Source organism: Streptomyces sp. NPDC041200, assembly GCF_055591805.1.
The window spans coordinates 475844-491460 of the sequence record NZ_JBVIZF010000001.1; the positions used below are offsets into that span (position 1 = coordinate 475844).

Genomic DNA, 15617 nt, shown 5'->3' on the forward strand with positions numbered 1-15617 from the left:
GTCCGCAGAGCCTTCGACGGTACCGCGCGGGGCGGTGGCGATGTCGGCGTCGGTGGCGGTGTCGGTGGCGTGCGGCAGGATGGGCGGGATGAGCCGGGAGAGCGAGGAGCCGCGGGCCGCCGATGAGCTGCCCGCGTACGCGGAGCGGGTGCTGGACGTCGCCGAGCTGATCCCGCCGGGCCGGGTGATGACCTACGGGGACATCGCCGAGTGGCTGGAGGAGGGCGGCCCGCGCCAGGTGGGGCGGGTGATGGCCCTCTACGGGGGCGCCGTGCCGTGGTGGCGCGTGGTGCGCGCGGACGGCGCGCTGCTGCCCGGCAGCGAGCTGCGCGCCCTCGGCCACTACCGCGAGGAGGGCACTCCGCTGCGCGCGGCGCCGCGCTCGGCCGAGGGCCATGTGCCGAGGATCGACATGCGCCGGGCCCGCTGGGACGGCACGGGCGGTGCGGAGCGCGGGGACGGCACGGACGGTACGGGCGGCGCCGCGGGAGCCCCTTAGCGGTTGTCCACAGCCATTCGGGTGACGCCCCTTGGCGCATGAGACGCTGTCCCGCACCCAGCCAACCCACCAGGACCGGCGATCCACGTGAGTTCCTCCCCTTCGTCCCTGCCGCGACAGCGGCGGGGACGGCAGCCGTATCTACGGCAGTCGTCCCCGGGCACGTACCGCCTGGTCCGCCGTCGGCCGGATCCGGTGGCCTCCCCTGTCCTGGACGCACGGCAGCGCGCCGTGGTTGAGCACGCGGGCGGTCCGCTGCTGGTGCTCGCCGGGCCGGGCACGGGGAAGACCACGACGCTCGTGGAGGCGGTCGCCCGGCGGGTGCGCGACGGCGCCGACCCGGAGCGGATGCTGGTGCTCACCTTCAGCCGCAAGGCGGCCGTCGAGCTGCGCGACCGGATGGCGGCGCGGCTGGGGGGCGCGACCGGCCCGCGGGCCACCACCTTCCACTCCTTCTGTTACGCGCTGGTCCGCGCCCATCAGGACGTCGACCTGTTCGCCGATCCGCTGCGGCTGCTGTCCGGCCCCGAGCAGGACGTCGTCGTACGGGAGCTGCTCGCCGGGCAGGCCGACCTGGAGCGCGCGGGGCGCGCCTCGGTCCGCTGGCCCGACGATCTGCGCGCCTGCCTGACCACCCGCGGCTTCGCCGACGAGGTGCGCGCGGTGCTCGCGCGCAGCCGCGAGCTGGGGCTCGGCCCCCGGTCGCTGGGCGAGTTCGCGGCCCGCACCGGGCGCCCGGACTGGGGCGCGGCGGCGGATTTCCTCGCCGAGTACCTGGACATCCTGGACGCCCAGGGCGTGCTGGACTACGCGGAGCTGGTGCACCGCGCGGTGCTGCTCGCCGAGCGGCCGGGCGTCGCGGCGGAGCTGGCCGCGCGCTACGACGCGGTGTTCGTGGACGAGTACCAGGACACGGACGTGGCCCAGACCCGGCTGCTGCGCGCGCTGGCGGGCGGTGGGAAAACTCTCGTCGCGTTCGGCGATCCCGATCAGTCGATCTACGCCTTCCGGGGCGCCGATGTGAACGGCATCCTCGGCTTCCGGGACGACTTCCCGCGCGCGGACGGCCGCCCGGCCCCCGTGGAGGTCCTCACCACCTCGCGCCGCTCGGGCGCCCGGCTGCTCGCCGCGACCCGGCTCATCACCGGGCGGATGCCGCTCACCCGCCTCCCGGCGCAGGCCGTGCGCGCCCACCGGGAGCTGGCGGCGGCCCGCGACGGCGGCCGCGTCGAGGTGTTCACGTACCCCACCGCGGGCGCCGAACTGGACAACGTCGCCGACATCCTGCGCCGCGCCCATCTGGAGGACGGGGTGCCTTGGAGTGAGATGGCCGTCCTGGTGCGCGCCGGGGGGCGCTCGCTGCCTGGTCTGCGCCGGGCGCTCACCTCCGCCGGGGTGCCCATCGAGGTGGACGGCGACGACATCCCGCTGCGCCATGAACCCGCCGTGGCCCCCCTGCTGACCGCGCTGCGGGCCGCCGCCACGGCCGCGCTGCCGGACTCCGGCGGACTGACCGCCGCCCTCGGCGTCGAGACCGCCCTCACCCTGCTCACCTCCCCGCTGGGCGGCATGGACGCAGCCGATCTGCGCAAGCTCGGCCGCGCCCTGCGCGAGGAGGAGCGGGCCGCCGGTCACGCCGTACCGCGCTCCTCCGACGACCTGCTCGCCGAGGCGCTGGCCGCGCCCGAGCGGCTGGCCGTCCACGACCCGGCGTACGCGCGCGGCGCCCAGCGGCTCGGCCTGCTGCTGCGCAAGGCGCTGGAGGCGCTGGCGGGTGGCGGCACCGCCGAACAGGCGCTGTGGGAGCTGTGGGACGGCACCCCCTGGCCCGGGCGGCTGGAGGGCGCCGCCCAGCGCGGCGGGGCCGCCGGGCGCAACGCCGACCGCGATCTGGACGCGGTGTGCGCGCTGTTCGAGACCGCCGCGCGCGCGGAGGAGCGCACCGGCGGCCGTGGCGCGCTCAACTTCCTCGACCAGCTCGACGCCCAGGACATCGCCGCCGATACCCTCTCGCGCCGTATCGCCCGCCCCGACGCCGTGCGGCTGATGACCGCCCACCGCTCCAAGGGGCTGGAATGGCGCCTGGTGGTGGTCGCGGGTGTCCAGGAGGGGCTGTGGCCCGACCTTCGGCGCCGCGGCTCGCTCCTGGAGGCCGACCGGATCGGCCGGGACGGACTCGCCGAGCCGCTGACGCCGGGCGCCCTGCTGGCCGAGGAGCGGCGGCTGTTCTACGTGGCGGCGACCCGCGCCAGGGACCGGCTGGTGGTCACCGCCGTCAAGTCCGCGTCCGACGACGGCGACCAGCCCTCGCGGTTCCTGACCGAGCTGGGCGTCACCCCCGCCGACGTCACGCAGCGCCCGCGCCGCCCGCTGTCGGTCGCGGCCCTCGTCGCCGAGCTGCGCGCCACCACCGTCGACCCGGACGCCTCGGACGCCCTGCGGGAGGCCGCCGCGCGGCGGCTGGCGCGGCTCGCGGCGCTGCGCGACGAGGACGGGCGGCCGCTCGTCCCCGCGGCCCACCCCTCCGGCTGGTGGGGCCTGTACGAGCCCACGCACAGCGAGGTGCCGCTGCGCGACCGCGACCGGCCGGTGGCGCTGTCCGGCAGCGCGCTCGACCAGCTCGTCAACACCTGCTCGCTGCAGTGGTTCCTGGGGCGCGAGGTCAAGGCGGACGCCCCCTCGACCGCCGCCCAGGGCTTCGGCAACGTCGTCCACGTCCTGGCCGACGAGGTGGCCTCCGGCCGCACCCCGGCCGACCTCTCCGTCCTCATGGAGCGCCTGGACTCCGTATGGGACGCGCTCGCGTTCGACGCCCCCTGGAAGTCGCGGCAGGAGAAGGAGCACGCCCGGGCGGCCCTGGAGCGCTTCCTGCGCTGGCATGTGATGGAGCGCGGCGGCCGCACGGCGGTCGCCTCCGAGCACGGCTTCGACGTCACCCTCGAAGCCGACGCCTACCAGGTGCGCATCCGCGGCAGCATGGACCGCGTCGAGGCGGACGCCGAGGGGCGTGCGTACGTCGTCGACTTCAAGACCGGCAAGCAGTCCGTGACCCGCGGCGAGGTCGCCCACCACCCCCAGCTGGCGGTCTATCAGCTCGCTGTGCGCGAGGGCGCCGTCGACGGTCTCTTCGGCGACGGCCGCCCCGAACCCGGCGGCGCCGAACTGGTCCAGCTGCGGCAGGCCGCCCCCAAGAAGGAAGGGGGCGAGACCGTCCCCAAGGTCCAGGCGCAGGATCCGCCGATCGGGCCCGACGGGGAGTGGGTCGGCGAGCTGCTCGCCACCGCCGCCGGGCGCGTCCTCGACGAGCGCTTCGCCCCGAGCACCGGCGCGCACTGCGAGCGCTGCGCGTTCCGCGCCTCGTGCAGCGCCCGCGCGGAGGGCCGCCACGTGGTGGAGTGACGGGGGATGAGATGTCTTGTGGGGGCATGTCCGTTATCGTCGGCGGCGGATGTGGGGGCTTGTCCCCCTTGTGCGTGGCTTGTCAGTGGGGACCGATAGCCTCACTGGAGTGTCAGCCCGCATCACCGATCCCGAACAGCTCAAGGAGCTGCTCGGGATTCCGTTCACCCCGGAGCAGACGGCGTGCATCACCGCGCCGCCCGCCCCGCAGGTGATCGTCGCCGGAGCGGGCTCCGGCAAGACCACGGTGATGGCCGCGCGCGTCGTCTGGCTGGTGGGCACCGGCCAGGTCGCGCCCGACCAGGTGCTGGGCCTCACGTTCACCAACAAGGCCGCGGGCGAACTGGCCGAGCGGGTGCGGAAGGCGCTCGTCAAGGCGGGCGTCGTGGACCTGGACCCGGATCCGGGCGCCGCCGAGGAGGCCGCGGGGGAGCCCGGCATCTCCACGTACCACGCCTTCGCCGGACAGCTCCTCAAGGAACACGGGCTGCGCATCGGCCTGGAGCCCAGCGCCCGGCTGCTCGCCGACGCCACCCGCTTCCAGCTCGCCGCGCGCGTGCTGCGCACCGCCCCCGGCCCCTACCCGGCGCTCACCCGCCCCTTCGCCGACCTGGTGACGGATCTGCTCGCGCTCGACGCCGAGCTGGCCGAGCACCTGGTCCCCGCCGAGCGGCTCCGTACGTATGACACCGAGCTGCTGGACACCCTCGACGGGGTGAAGCTGACCAACGACGCGCTGCGCAAGGTGCCCGAGGCCGCCCGCGCCCGCCGCGAACTCCTCGACCTGGTCGAGGAGTACCGCGCCGAGAAGCGCCGCCGCGATCTGCTCGACTTCGGCGACCAGATCGCGCTGTCCGCCACCCTGGCCCGCAGCGGCCCGGAGGTCGGCCGGATCCTGCGCGAGCAGTACGCGGTCGTCCTGCTGGACGAGTACCAGGACACCTCCGTCGCCCAGCGGCTGCTGCTGTCCGGTCTGTTCGGCGGCGGCACCGGACACCCCGTCACCGCCGTCGGCGACCCGTGCCAGGCCATCTACGGCTGGCGCGGCGCCTCGGTGGCCAACCTCGACGACTTCCCCGCCCACTTCCCCCATCAGGACGGCAGCCCCGCGCGCCGCTACGCGCTCAGCGAGAACCGGCGCAGCGGCGGCCGCCTGCTGGACCTCGCCAACGGGCTCGCCGCCCCGCTGCGCGCGATGCACCAGGGCGTCGAGGCGCTGCGCCCCGCGCCCGGCGCCGAGCGGGACGGTCTGGTGCGGTGCGCGCTGCTGTCCACCCACGCCGAGGAGATGGCCTGGCTCGCCGACTCGATCGCCCATCTGGTGCGCACCGGCACCCCGCCCGGCGAGATCGCGGTCCTGTGCCGCACGGCCGGTGACTTCGCCGAGATCCAGGGCGAACTGGTAGAGCGGGACGTTCCGGTGGAGGTCGTGGGTCTGTCGGGGCTGCTGCACCTGCCCGAGATCGCCGACCTGGTGGCGGTCTGCGAGGTTCTCCAGGACCCGGGGGCCAACGCGGCGCTGGTCCGGCTGCTCACCGGCCCGCGCTGGCGCATCGGCCCCCGTGACCTGGCGCTGCTCGGCCGCCGCGCCCGCGCGCTCGTCTCCCACGGTGGCCACGGCGACCCGGAGGACGACCCGGACCGGCGGCTCGCCGAGGCCGTCGAGGGCGTCGACCCGTCCGAGATCATCTCGCTCGCCGACGCCCTCGACACCTTCCTGGAATCCGGCGGCGGCCCGGACGACGGGCTGCCCTTCTCGCCGGAGGCCCGGGTGCGCTTCGCCCGCCTCGCCGCCGAACTGCGCGAGCTGCGGCGCTCGCTGGCCGACCCGCTCATGGACGTCCTCCACCGGGTGCTGGCCACCACCGGCCTGGAGGTCGAGCTGTCCGCCTCGCCGCACGCCCTGGCCGCCCGCCGCCGCGAGACGCTGGGCAACTTCCTGGACGTCGCCGCGTCCTTCGCCGCCCAGGCGGGCGCCGCCGTGGAGGGCGAGGCCACCCTGCAGTCGTTCCTGGGCTTCCTGCGGACCGCCGCCCAGTACGAGAAGGGGCTCGACAACGCCCTCCCGGGCGGGGAGAACACGGTCAAGGTGCTCACCGCGCACAAGTCCAAGGGGCTGGAGTGGGACGTGGTGGCGGTGCCCGGACTGGTCGAGGGGCGGTTCCCGAGCGAGCAGAGCCGCGAGTCCTGGACGGCGAACGCCAGGGTCCTGCCGCACGCCCTGCGCGGCGACGCCGACACCCTCCCGGACGTCACGGACTGGGATGCCAAGGGGCTCACCGCCTTCAAGGGCGCCATGAAGGAGCACCAGCGCACGGAGGAACTCCGCCTCGGCTACGTCACCTTCACCCGCCCCCGCTCGCTGCTGCTCGGCTCCGGCCACTGGTGGGGCCCGTCCCAGAAGCGCCGCCGCGGCCCGTCCTCCTTCCTGGAGGCGCTGCGCGCGCACGGCGAGGCCGGTTACGGCGAGGTCGAGGTGTGGACGGAGGAGCCGGAGGAGGACGCGGAGAACCCGGCCCTGCGCGAGACGTCCGCCGACCGCGCCTGGCCACTGCCCCTCGACCCGGCCGCCCTGGCCCGCCGCCGCCGCGCGGCGGACGCGGTCCTGGCCCACCTGGCCCGCGCGGAGGCGGCGGCCGGGCAGCGGGGCGCGGACCCGCACGGGGCGTTTCCGGACGGCCCGGCCCCGGGCGGGCCGGACCCGCACGCGCCGGAGCGGCGCGGCACGGCTCCGGACGGTCCCGTTCCGGACGACGACCCGGCGTGGCCGGAGCTGTCGGAGCCGCCGGACGACCCGGACCCGTACGAGGAGGCGTACCCGTACGACGCGTACGCGAGCGGCGCCCCGTACGACGGCGACCCGTACGGCGCCGAGCGGGCGTACCCCGACGCGCATCCCGCGCCGGACGGTGGCTTGGCGCCCGAGGAGGCGTACCCCTACGACGACGCGTACACGAGCGGCGACCCGTACGGCGCTCCGTACGGCGCCGAGCGGGCGTACCGCGATCCGCACCCTGGTCCGCCCCCCGCGCCGGACGGCGGCTCCGCGCTGGACGGCGGGCCCACGCCGGATGGCGACCTGGCTCCCGAGGAGGCGCGGCTGGCCGACTCCTGGGACCGCGATCTCGACGCGCTCGCCGGGGAGCTGCGGCGCGCCCGCGAGAGCGTGCACGAGGTGCCCGTACCGCAGTCGCTGACCGCCTCCCAGCTGCTGCGGCTCGCCGCCGACCCGGACGGCTTCGCGCGCGAGCTGGCCCGCCCCATGCCGCGGCCGCCGCAGCCCGCCGCGCGCCGGGGCACCCGGTTCCACGCCTGGGTCGAGTCGCGCTTCGAGGCGCTGCCGCTGCCGTTCCTCGGCCCCGACGAGCTGCCGGGCGGCGCGGACGACGAGCCGGAGATCGCGGACGAGCGGGAGCTGACGGCGCTCAAGGAGGCGTTCGCGCGCACGCCGTACGCCCGGCGCACACCGCACCGCGTCGAGGTGCCGTTCCAGCTGACCCTGGCGGGCCGGACCGTGCGCGGCCGGATCGACGCCGTGTACCGGGCGCCCGCGACGGACGCCGAGGACGGCCACGGCTACGAGATCATCGACTGGAAGACCGGCCGGTCGGACGCCGACCCGCTCCAGCTGGCCATCTACCGGCTGGCCTGGGCCGAGCAGCACGGCCTGCCGCTGTCGGCGGTCTCGGCGGCGTTCCTCTATGTACGCAGCGGGGAGGTCGTGCGCCCGTCGGAGCTGCCCGGCCGGGCAGAGCTGGAACGCATCCTGACCGGCGAGGCGGAGGAGGCGAACGAGGCGAACGAGGCGGAGGAGGCACGCGAGGCCGACGATGTCCGTAACGCTTTCACCGACGTCGAATCGTGACCGAGCGCGACCGCGGATGAGCGGCCAGGAGACCCCGGCTCTCGCGCTTCCGCGCGCCGGATAGGCTCACATCCATGAGCACCACCCCGGACACGGACAACGCCGTCCGCGCCTTTGTCGACGGCCACTACGCCGCCTTCCTCGACGACCTCGGCGCGTGGCTGCGCATACCCTCCGTATCCGCCGACCCCGCGCGCGCCGGTGACGTACGCCGCAGCGCGGAGTGGCTCGCGGCGCACCTCACCGCGACCGGCTTCCCGGAGGTCGAGACCTGGGAGACGCCCGGCGCCCCGGCGGTGTTCGCCGCCTGGCCGTCCGGCGACCCGGACGCCCCCACCGTGCTCGTCTACGGGCACCACGACGTCCAGCCCGCCGCCCGTGAGGACGGCTGGCACACCGGCCCGTTCGACCCGGTCGTCAAGGACGGCAGGCTGTACGCGCGCGGCGCCGCCGACGACAAGGGGCAGGTCCTCTTCCACACCCTGGGGGTGCGCGCCCATCTGGCCGCGACCGGCCGCACCGCGCCCGCCGTCAACCTCAAGCTGCTGATCGAGGGCGAGGAGGAGTCGGGCTCCCCGCACTTCCCCGAGCTGATCCGGGCGCACGCCGACCGGCTCGCCTGCGACACCGTGATCGTCTCCGACACCGGCATGTGGTCCGAGGACACCCCGACCGTCTGCACCGGCATGCGCGGCCTCACCGACTGCCAGATCGATCTGTACGGGCCGGACCAGGACATCCACTCCGGCTCCTTCGGCGGCGCGGTGCCCAACCCGGCCACCGAGGCCGCCCGGCTGGCCGCGGCGCTCCACCACGACGACCGCACGGTGGCCGTCCCGGGCTTCTACGACGGCGTGCTGGAGCTGACCGACCGCGAGCGCGAACTCTTCGCCGAGCTGCCCTTCGACGAGGCGGGCTGGCTGCGCACCGCGCATTCGCACGGCCTGCTCGGAGAGACCGGGTACACCACCCTGGAGCGGATCTGGGCCCGCCCGACCGCCGAGGTCAACGGCATCGCCGGGGGCTACCAGGGCCCGGGCGGGAAGACGATCGTGCCGTCCGCCGCCCAGCTCAAGCTGTCCTTCCGGCTGGTGGTCGGTCAGGACGCGGAGAAGGTGCAGCAGTCCGTACGGGAGTGGGTCGCGGCCGCCCTCCCGGCCGGGATCCGGCACGAGATCACTTTCTGGGGCGCGACCCGTCCCTGTCTGACCCCCTTGGACCACCCCGCCCTCCAGTCCCTGGTACGGGCCATGGGGCGGGCGTTCGACCAGAAGATCCGCTTCACCCGCGAGGGCGGATCGGGACCGGCGGCCGACCTGCGGGACGTCCTGGGCGCTCCGGTGCTCTTCCTGGGCATCTCGGTGCCGTCCGACGGCTGGCACGCGCCCAACGAGAAGGTCGAACTGGACCTGCTCGTGAAGGGCGCCGAGACGGCTGCCTACCTCTGGGCCGACCTCGCGGAGAATGGACCCGTATAGCCCTCGTATGTACGTAAACCACCCGTTTCGCAGGGGAAGTTGGAAGCAGCCGTGACCACCTGGACCGAGCGCGCCGCCACCCGGCCGATCACGCTCAGCGCCCCGAGCGGCATCGACCGCGCGGCGCACCACCGACTGGACGAGGCGTGGCTGGCCGCGGCGTGGAGCCACCCGACGACGCGGGTCTTCGTGGTCTCCGGAGGCCAGGCGCTGGTCGACGACACCCCGGACGGCCGTACCGAGCTGGTCATGACCCCGGCCTTCGAGGCCCCGCCCACCGAGACCCACCGCTACTTCCTGGGCACCGACGAGGACGGGGTGCGCTACTTCGCGCTGCAGAAGGACACCCTGCCGGGCCGCATGGACCAGTCGGCGCGCCCCGCGGGGCTGCGCGAGGCGGGCTCGCTGCTCTCCGAGCGCGACGCGGGGCTGCTGGTGCACGCGGTCGCGCTGGAGAACTGGCAGCGGCTGCACCGCTTCTGCTCCCGCTGCGGCGAGCGCACGGTGATCGCGGCGGCGGGCCACATCCGCCGCTGCCCGGCCTGCGGCGCCGAGCACTACCCGCGCACCGACCCCGCCGTGATCATGCTGGTGACGGACGACCTGGACCGCGCGCTGCTGGGTCGCCAGGTGCACTGGCCGGAGGGGCGCTTCTCGACGCTCGCGGGCTTCGTGGAGCCGGGGGAGCCGATCGAGCAGGCGGTGATCCGCGAGGTGTTCGAGGAGGCGGGCGTACCCGTGGGCGAGGTCGAGTACGTCGCCAGCCAGCCCTGGCCCTTCCCGTCCAGCCTGATGCTGGGCTTCATGGCCCGGGCCACGTCCTCCCGGATCCAGGTGGACGGCGAGGAGATCCATGAGGCCCGCTGGTTCTCCCGGGACGACCTGCGCACCGCGATCGAGTCCGGCGAGGTACTGCCCCCCTCCGGCATCTCGATCGCGGCCCGCCTGATCGAACTCTGGTACGGCGAGCCGCTACCCCGCGGCTGACCGCTGCAGCGGGCCCGGCTGACTCAGGCCCCGACCTTGGTCTTCACCTGGGCGAGGGAGGGGTTGGTCAGCGTCGAACCATCAGGGAAGAGAACGGTGGGCACCGTCTGGTTGCCGCCGTTCGCCTTCTCGACGAAGGCCGCGGACTCCGGGTCGTGCTCGATGTTGATCTCGGTGTACGCGATCCCCTCGCGGTCCATCTGGCCCTTGAGGCGGCGGCAGTAGCCGCACCACGTGGTGCTGTACATCGTCACAGTGCCGGACATCGGTCTTCGCTCTCCTTGGGGTCGTGGGGTGGGCTAAGGGTGAACGTTCATCTTCCGTCGCTCATTCCCGGCGTTCATATGACCGCATGGTCACGGCTGTGGACAACCTGCGCGGTGGTCTCGGGGGACCTGGCAGCATGGCGGGGTGACACCAGCAACGCACTCCACTCTGTTCCCGCAGGCCTCCACGCCGGGCGCCTACGCGGCCACGCCGCGTGACGCCGACGCGGTGCTGGAGGGGCTCGACCCCGAGCAGCGCGAGGTGGCGACGGCCCTGCAGGGGGCAGTGTGTGTGCTGGCCGGGGCGGGCACCGGCAAGACCCGGGCGATCACCCACCGCATCGCCTACGGGGTGCGCGCGGGCATCCTCCAGCCCGCCAGTGTGCTGGCCGTCACCTTCACCAACCGCGCCGCGGGCGAGATGCGCGGGCGGCTGCGGCAGCTCGGCGCGGGCGGTGTGCAGGCGCGCACCTTCCACTCGGCCGCGCTGCGCCAGCTTCAGTACTTCTGGCCCAAGGCGGTCGGCGGGGACGTGCCGCGGCTGGCCGAGCGCAAGGTGCAGCTGGTCGCCGAGGCCGCCGCGCGCTGCCGCGTCCGGCTGGACCGCAACGAGCTGCGGGATGTGACCGGCGAGATCGAATGGTCGAAGGTCACCCAGACCGTGCCCGAGGACTATCCGGCGGCGGCCGCCAAGTCCGGCCGGGAGGCTCCCCGTGACGTGGCCGAGATCGGCCGGATCTACGCCGGATACGAGCAGTTGAAGCGCGAGCGCGGCGTGATCGACTTCGAGGATGTGCTGCTGCTCACGGTCGGCGTGCTGGAGGAGCGGCCGGACATCGCGGATCAGGTGCGCAGCCAGTATCAGCACTTCGTGGTCGACGAGTACCAGGACGTCAGCCCGCTCCAGCAGCGGCTGCTGGAGCTGTGGCTCGGCGAGCGGCAGAGCCTGTGCGTGGTCGGCGACGCCAGCCAGACCATTTACTCCTTCACCGGCGCCACCCCCGACCATCTGCTGGACTTCCGCACCCGGCACCCCGGCGCCACGGTGGTCAAGCTCATCCGCGACTACCGCTCCACCCCCCAGGTCGTGCACCTGGCCAACGGGCTGCTGTCCCAGGCCCGCGGCCGGGCCGCGGACCACCGGCTGGAGCTGGTGTCGCAGCGCGACGCGGGCCCCGAGCCGGTCTACAGCGCTTACGCCGACGAGCCCGCCGAGGCCGAGGCCACCGCCCGCCGGATCCGCGAGCTGATCACGCCGGTCGCGCAGGGCGGCGCCGGTGTCCCGCCCAGTCAGGTCGCGGTCCTCTACCGGGTCAACGCCCAGTCCGAGCTGTACGAGCAGGCGCTCGCCGACGCCCAGGTGCCCTATCAGCTGCGCGGCGCCGAGCGGTTCTTCGAGCGGCCCGAGGTCCGCGAGGCGGGGATGCTGCTGCGGGGCGCGGCCCGTGCCGGAAGCGCCGACCCGGTGCTCTCCGACGAGGACCTCCCGTCCCAGGTGCGGGCCGTGCTCGGCACCCGCGGCTGGACGCCCGAGCCCCCCGCGGGCTCCGGAGCGGTCCGCGACCGCTGGGAGTCGCTGGCCGCCCTGGTGCGGCTCGCCGAGGACTTCGCGCGGGGCAGGCCCGGGGCCACCCTCTCCGATCTGGTGGCGGAGCTGGACGAGCGGGCGGCCGCCCAGCACGCCCCGACCGTGGAGGGTGTGACGCTCGCCTCACTCCACGCCGCCAAGGGCCTGGAGTGGGACGCGGTCTTCCTGGTGGGGCTGACCGAGGGCATGATGCCGATCACCTACGCCAAGACCGATCAGCAGATCGAGGAGGAGCGGCGGCTGCTCTATGTGGGGGTCACCCGGGCCCGCCGCCATCTGAGCCTGTCGTGGGCGCTCTCGCGGGCGCCCGGCGGCCGCGCCTCCCGCAGGCCCACTCGCTTTCTGAACGGGCTGCGGCCCGGCTCCGCGGCGCCCGCCGCGCGGATGCCCGGCGGGGGCGGCGGTATCGAGCGCGGCACCGCTCCGGATGCCCCGGTGCGCAAGCGGCGCACCCCGGTGCACTGCCGGGTCTGCGGCAGGACGCTGACGGACGCGGGCGAGATGAAGCTGATGCGCTGCGAGGACTGCCCCTCCGAGCTGGACGAGGCGCTGTACGAGCGGCTGCGTGATTGGCGGGCCGAGCAGGCCGGGCTGCTGGGCCAGCCGGCCTTTTGCGTCTTCACCGACAAGACGCTGCTCGCCATTGCCGAGGCCGTGCCGGGAACCGAATCGGAGCTGTCGGGCATCTCTGGTGTCGGAAGACGGAAACTCGGCAGGTTCGGCGCCGACGTTCTCGCCCTCTGCGCCGGCCGGGAACTGCCCGGGGAGCACGACGGTGACGGGGGCGTCGAGGGCGGAGGAACCCAACCGGGTGACCCCGCGGAAAACTCGACGGAAAAATAGTTTGCGCGCGCGGACGGCATACCCATAGCCTTCCGAGCACGGAGACAACGGCCCTTCCGGGAACCGAGGAATCCGTGTTGTACTACGTAAGTCCGGACCGGTTCGCACTGGTCCCCTGAGACGCCGAGAGGAGGCGGAGACCAATGATCAGCTTCATCGACACCATCAAAATGACCGATCGCTCGGTCCTCGCCACCTGCCCGCTCGGCTCCTCGCTTCCCGGCACCGGTATGCCCGGCGCCAATGGAGCGCGTCTCAGCGAGCGCAGCGAGCGACCGACCGAGGCACCTGCGGTAGCGGCAGCGGCACGGGCATTCGCCTATGCCCTGGCGGCCAATGGTGCCGGATCCCGGACGACGCAGCAGCACCACGAGACGTGGGCCTTCCGCAGGCTCGAACCCTGGAGTTATCCAGCCTGATTCAGGATCAGGTCGGCACCTTCCAGGGCCGCGGAACCCACACCGGGATCCGCGGTCCTTTTGATTTGCCAGAGCCCGGCCACGAGCCGGACCGAACAGACGAGGAACACACCACCGTGCAACTCAACGCACACGCCCCGTCAGCGAAGACCGACCTGAACCGACCGCCTGACTCCTCGGAGGACCCCTTGATTCCCCTCACCGCCCTCACCGAGCTCGATGACGCCATCGAGAACCTGGGCGAAGCCGTACCGTGCCGCTCCTACGACCCTGAGGTCTTCTTCGCCGAGTCCCCGGCCGACGTCGAGTACGCCAAGTCGCTGTGTCAGACCTGTCCGCTGCGCGAGGCCTGCCTCGCCGGGGCCAAAGACCGTCGCGAGCCCTGGGGCGTCTGGGGCGGCGAGCTGTTCGTCCAGGGGGTCGTAGTGGCCCGCAAGCGGCCGCGTGGCCGCCCGCGCAAGAACCCGGTCGCGGCATGAGCACCCCCGGCACCATCGATCGCCCAGCGACGCACGAGCCCACGAAGCAGGTCCAGACGATGACCGCACCGGTCTCCGACACCCCGACACGACATCACTCCGGCGCGCCCGAGTCGCGCCAGAACAGGACCCGAGAAATGCAACTCATCCCAGAAGCCCTGGCGCGTGCGCATATGCGCCTGCAGCGCCGTGCGGAGCGGGCCTCGCTCCGCGCCCGGAGGGCGCTGGCCACGGCCGTCATGTCCTGACGCGCCCAGGCTTCGAGACGAAGGGCCGGTCCGATGCGGACCGGCCCTTCGGCCGTCCCGGATATCAGGCCGAGGTCTCCGCGCCCTCGCTCGCCCCGGCAGCCGCTTCGGCTTCGTGGGCCCCCTCGGTCTCGTCGCCTTCCCCGGCCGCCTCGACTTCCTCGGCCGCTTCGGCTTCGTCGCCCTCCTCGGGCTCGGCGGCGAAGCCCGCTACCCAGGCCTCCAGTTCATCGCGCAGCCGCACTGTGGCGCCCAGCTGGCACAGCACCCCGATCGTGCTCAGGGTCACCCGGTGGATCAGCAGATAGGCGGGCGGCAGATTGAGCTGGTTCCCCAGCTCGTAGACGGCTGAACCGCGGTCGGCCATCCGCGCCGCCTGGCCGCGTATCCACTGCCGATCGAAGTGGAACGCGTCGACCTGGGCCGGTTCCAGCATCGGCAGCAGGAACTCCAGCAGCGCGTCCGGATCCAGCTCGATCGTCGGCTTGACGAATCCCTCTCCCCGCATCAGGTCGTAGACCCCGGCGGCGTCGCCCTCCAGCGCCATCCGCAGCGCGATGCCGATGGGCTCGGGAAGCCCTCCGGGGAGCCGGTCCACCGATCCGAAGTCCAGGACGCCCAGCTTCCACTGTTCCGGGGGCCCGTCCGGGGCGTGCCCGGTGAGCAGCCGGAAGTTGCCGGGGTGCGGATCGGCGTGCAGCAGACCGGTGCGGGACGCTCCCGAGAACAGGAAGCGGGCCAGCAGCTGACCGGCCCGGTCGCGCTGCTCGGGCTCGCCCTCGGCGATCACCTCGGAGAGCGGTATGCCCTCCAGCCACTCGGTGATCAGCACCTGATCGCTCTGGTGCACCACCTCGGGCACCACGATCTCCGTGTCCTCGGCGTACTCCACCGCATGGGCGCGCTGGGACTCCGCCTCCAACTCGTAGTCCAGCTCCTCGGCCACCCGGTCGCGCAACTCCGCGATCAGCGGCTTGATGTCCATGCCGGGCACCAGCGGCCCCAGCACCCGGGCGAACCGGCTCAGCTGGCTGAGGTCGGACAGCAGCGCCTCACCCGCCCCCGGGTACTGCACCTTGACCGCGACCTGGCGCCCGTCGTGCCAGACCGCCCGGTGCACCTGCCCGATCGAGGCGGCCGCCGCCGGTTTGTCCTCGAACTCCAGGAACAGCTCCCGCCACTCCGGGCCGAGCCGCTCCTCCAGCGCCGCGTGGACCGTGCCGCTGGGCATGGGCGGCGCGGCCTCCTGGAGCTTGGTGAGCGCCGCCCGGTAGGGCTTGGCGATCTCCTCGGGCAGCGCCGATTCGAAGACCGACATCGCCTGCCCGAGCTTCATCGCCCCGCCCTTGAGCTCGCCGAGGACCTTGAACATCTGCTCGGCGGTGCGCGTCTGCATCTCGCGCGCGACGATCTCCGCCGGTCGTCCTCCTATCCGCTTCCCCAGCCCCCAGGTGGCGCGCCCCGCGAATCCCAGGGGCAGCGCCGCCAGTTTGGCGGTGCGGGTGATCGCCTTGCGCGGCAGATCGGACATGCGCCCTCCAACTAC

Annotated in this window: 11 protein-coding genes; 9 read left to right on the forward strand and 2 right to left on the reverse strand. The window is 73.9% G+C overall.

What is annotated here, in order from left to right; translation table 11 throughout:
* Window positions 1–79 precede the first annotated feature (79 nt).
* The 5 genes from ACZ6CL_RS02300 (at window position 80) to nudC (ending at window position 10228) form a co-directional block, all read left to right on the forward strand.
* Window positions 80–499 (forward strand): MGMT family protein, encoded by a 420-nt coding sequence (locus ACZ6CL_RS02300; protein ID WP_468931236.1) that lies wholly within the window; start codon window positions 80–82, stop codon window positions 497–499.
* Between the two features lie 108 nt (window positions 500–607).
* Window positions 608–3898 carry an ATP-dependent helicase gene (locus ACZ6CL_RS02305; protein WP_468931239.1) on the forward strand — a complete coding sequence of 1097 codons (3291 nt, stop codon included), beginning with the start codon at window positions 608–610 and terminating at the stop codon, window positions 3896–3898.
* A 109-nt stretch (window positions 3899–4007) separates the two neighbouring features.
* On the forward strand, window positions 4008–7763 hold the full coding sequence (locus ACZ6CL_RS02310; RefSeq protein WP_468930086.1) for an ATP-dependent helicase: 3756 nt from the start codon (window positions 4008–4010) through the stop codon (window positions 7761–7763).
* 74 nt (window positions 7764–7837) lie between these two features.
* Window positions 7838–9241: a M20/M25/M40 family metallo-hydrolase gene (locus tag ACZ6CL_RS02315; RefSeq protein ID WP_468930088.1), complete on the forward strand. Its 1404-nt coding sequence runs from the start codon at window positions 7838–7840 to the stop codon at window positions 9239–9241.
* Between the two features lie 51 nt (window positions 9242–9292).
* On the forward strand, window positions 9293–10228 hold the full coding sequence (nudC, locus tag ACZ6CL_RS02320) for an NAD(+) diphosphatase (RefSeq protein WP_468930090.1): 936 nt from the start codon (window positions 9293–9295) through the stop codon (window positions 10226–10228).
* A 23-nt stretch (window positions 10229–10251) separates the two neighbouring features.
* On the opposite strand, the gene ACZ6CL_RS02325 is transcribed toward nudC, so the two are convergent.
* A complete protein-coding gene (locus ACZ6CL_RS02325) occupies window positions 10252–10494 on the reverse strand; it encodes a mycoredoxin (RefSeq protein ID WP_468930093.1) in 243 nt (80 codons plus the stop codon).
* A 145-nt stretch (window positions 10495–10639) separates the two neighbouring features.
* Here ACZ6CL_RS02325 and ACZ6CL_RS02330 point away from each other — a divergent pair, with 145 nt between their 5' ends.
* The 4 genes from ACZ6CL_RS02330 to ACZ6CL_RS02345 all read left to right on the forward strand — a co-directional run bounded on the left by ACZ6CL_RS02330 (window position 10640) and on the right by ACZ6CL_RS02345 (window position 14071).
* Complete coding sequence (locus ACZ6CL_RS02330) at window positions 10640–12925, forward strand: ATP-dependent DNA helicase UvrD2 (protein WP_468930096.1); 2286 nt, start codon at window positions 10640–10642, stop codon at window positions 12923–12925.
* A gap of 143 nt (window positions 12926–13068) precedes the next feature.
* A complete protein-coding gene (locus ACZ6CL_RS02335; protein ID WP_468930099.1) occupies window positions 13069–13344 on the forward strand; it encodes a hypothetical protein in 276 nt (91 codons plus the stop codon).
* A gap of 116 nt (window positions 13345–13460) precedes the next feature.
* Window positions 13461–13823, forward strand: a complete 363-nt coding sequence (locus ACZ6CL_RS02340; RefSeq protein ID WP_468930101.1) for a WhiB family transcriptional regulator — start codon at window positions 13461–13463, stop codon at window positions 13821–13823.
* A complete protein-coding gene (locus ACZ6CL_RS02345) occupies window positions 13820–14071 on the forward strand; it encodes a hypothetical protein (protein ID WP_468930104.1) in 252 nt (83 codons plus the stop codon). Before ACZ6CL_RS02340 ends, ACZ6CL_RS02345 begins: the two co-directional genes overlap by 4 nt.
* 64 nt (window positions 14072–14135) lie before the next feature.
* Here the strand turns inward: ACZ6CL_RS02345 and ACZ6CL_RS02350 are convergent, their stop codons facing one another.
* Complete coding sequence (locus ACZ6CL_RS02350; RefSeq protein WP_468930107.1) at window positions 14136–15602, reverse strand: ABC1 kinase family protein; 1467 nt, start codon at window positions 15600–15602, stop codon at window positions 14136–14138.
* Between the last annotated feature and the right edge of the window lie 15 nt (window positions 15603–15617).

Coding starts and splice junctions, on each gene's coding strand:
- ACZ6CL_RS02300 (WP_468931236.1), top strand. CDS start 80: ATGGGCGGGATGAGCCGGGAGAGCGAGGAGCCGCGGGCCGCCGATGAG.
- ACZ6CL_RS02315 (WP_468930088.1), top strand. CDS start 7,838: ATGAGCACCACCCCGGACACGGACAACGCCGTCCGCGCCTTTGTCGAC.
- ACZ6CL_RS02325 (WP_468930093.1), bottom strand. CDS start 10,494: ATGTCCGGCACTGTGACGATGTACAGCACCACGTGGTGCGGCTACTGC.
- ACZ6CL_RS02335 (WP_468930099.1), top strand. CDS start 13,069: ATGATCAGCTTCATCGACACCATCAAAATGACCGATCGCTCGGTCCTC.
- ACZ6CL_RS02345 (WP_468930104.1), top strand. CDS start 13,820: ATGAGCACCCCCGGCACCATCGATCGCCCAGCGACGCACGAGCCCACG.
- ACZ6CL_RS02350 (WP_468930107.1), bottom strand. CDS start 15,602: ATGTCCGATCTGCCGCGCAAGGCGATCACCCGCACCGCCAAACTGGCG.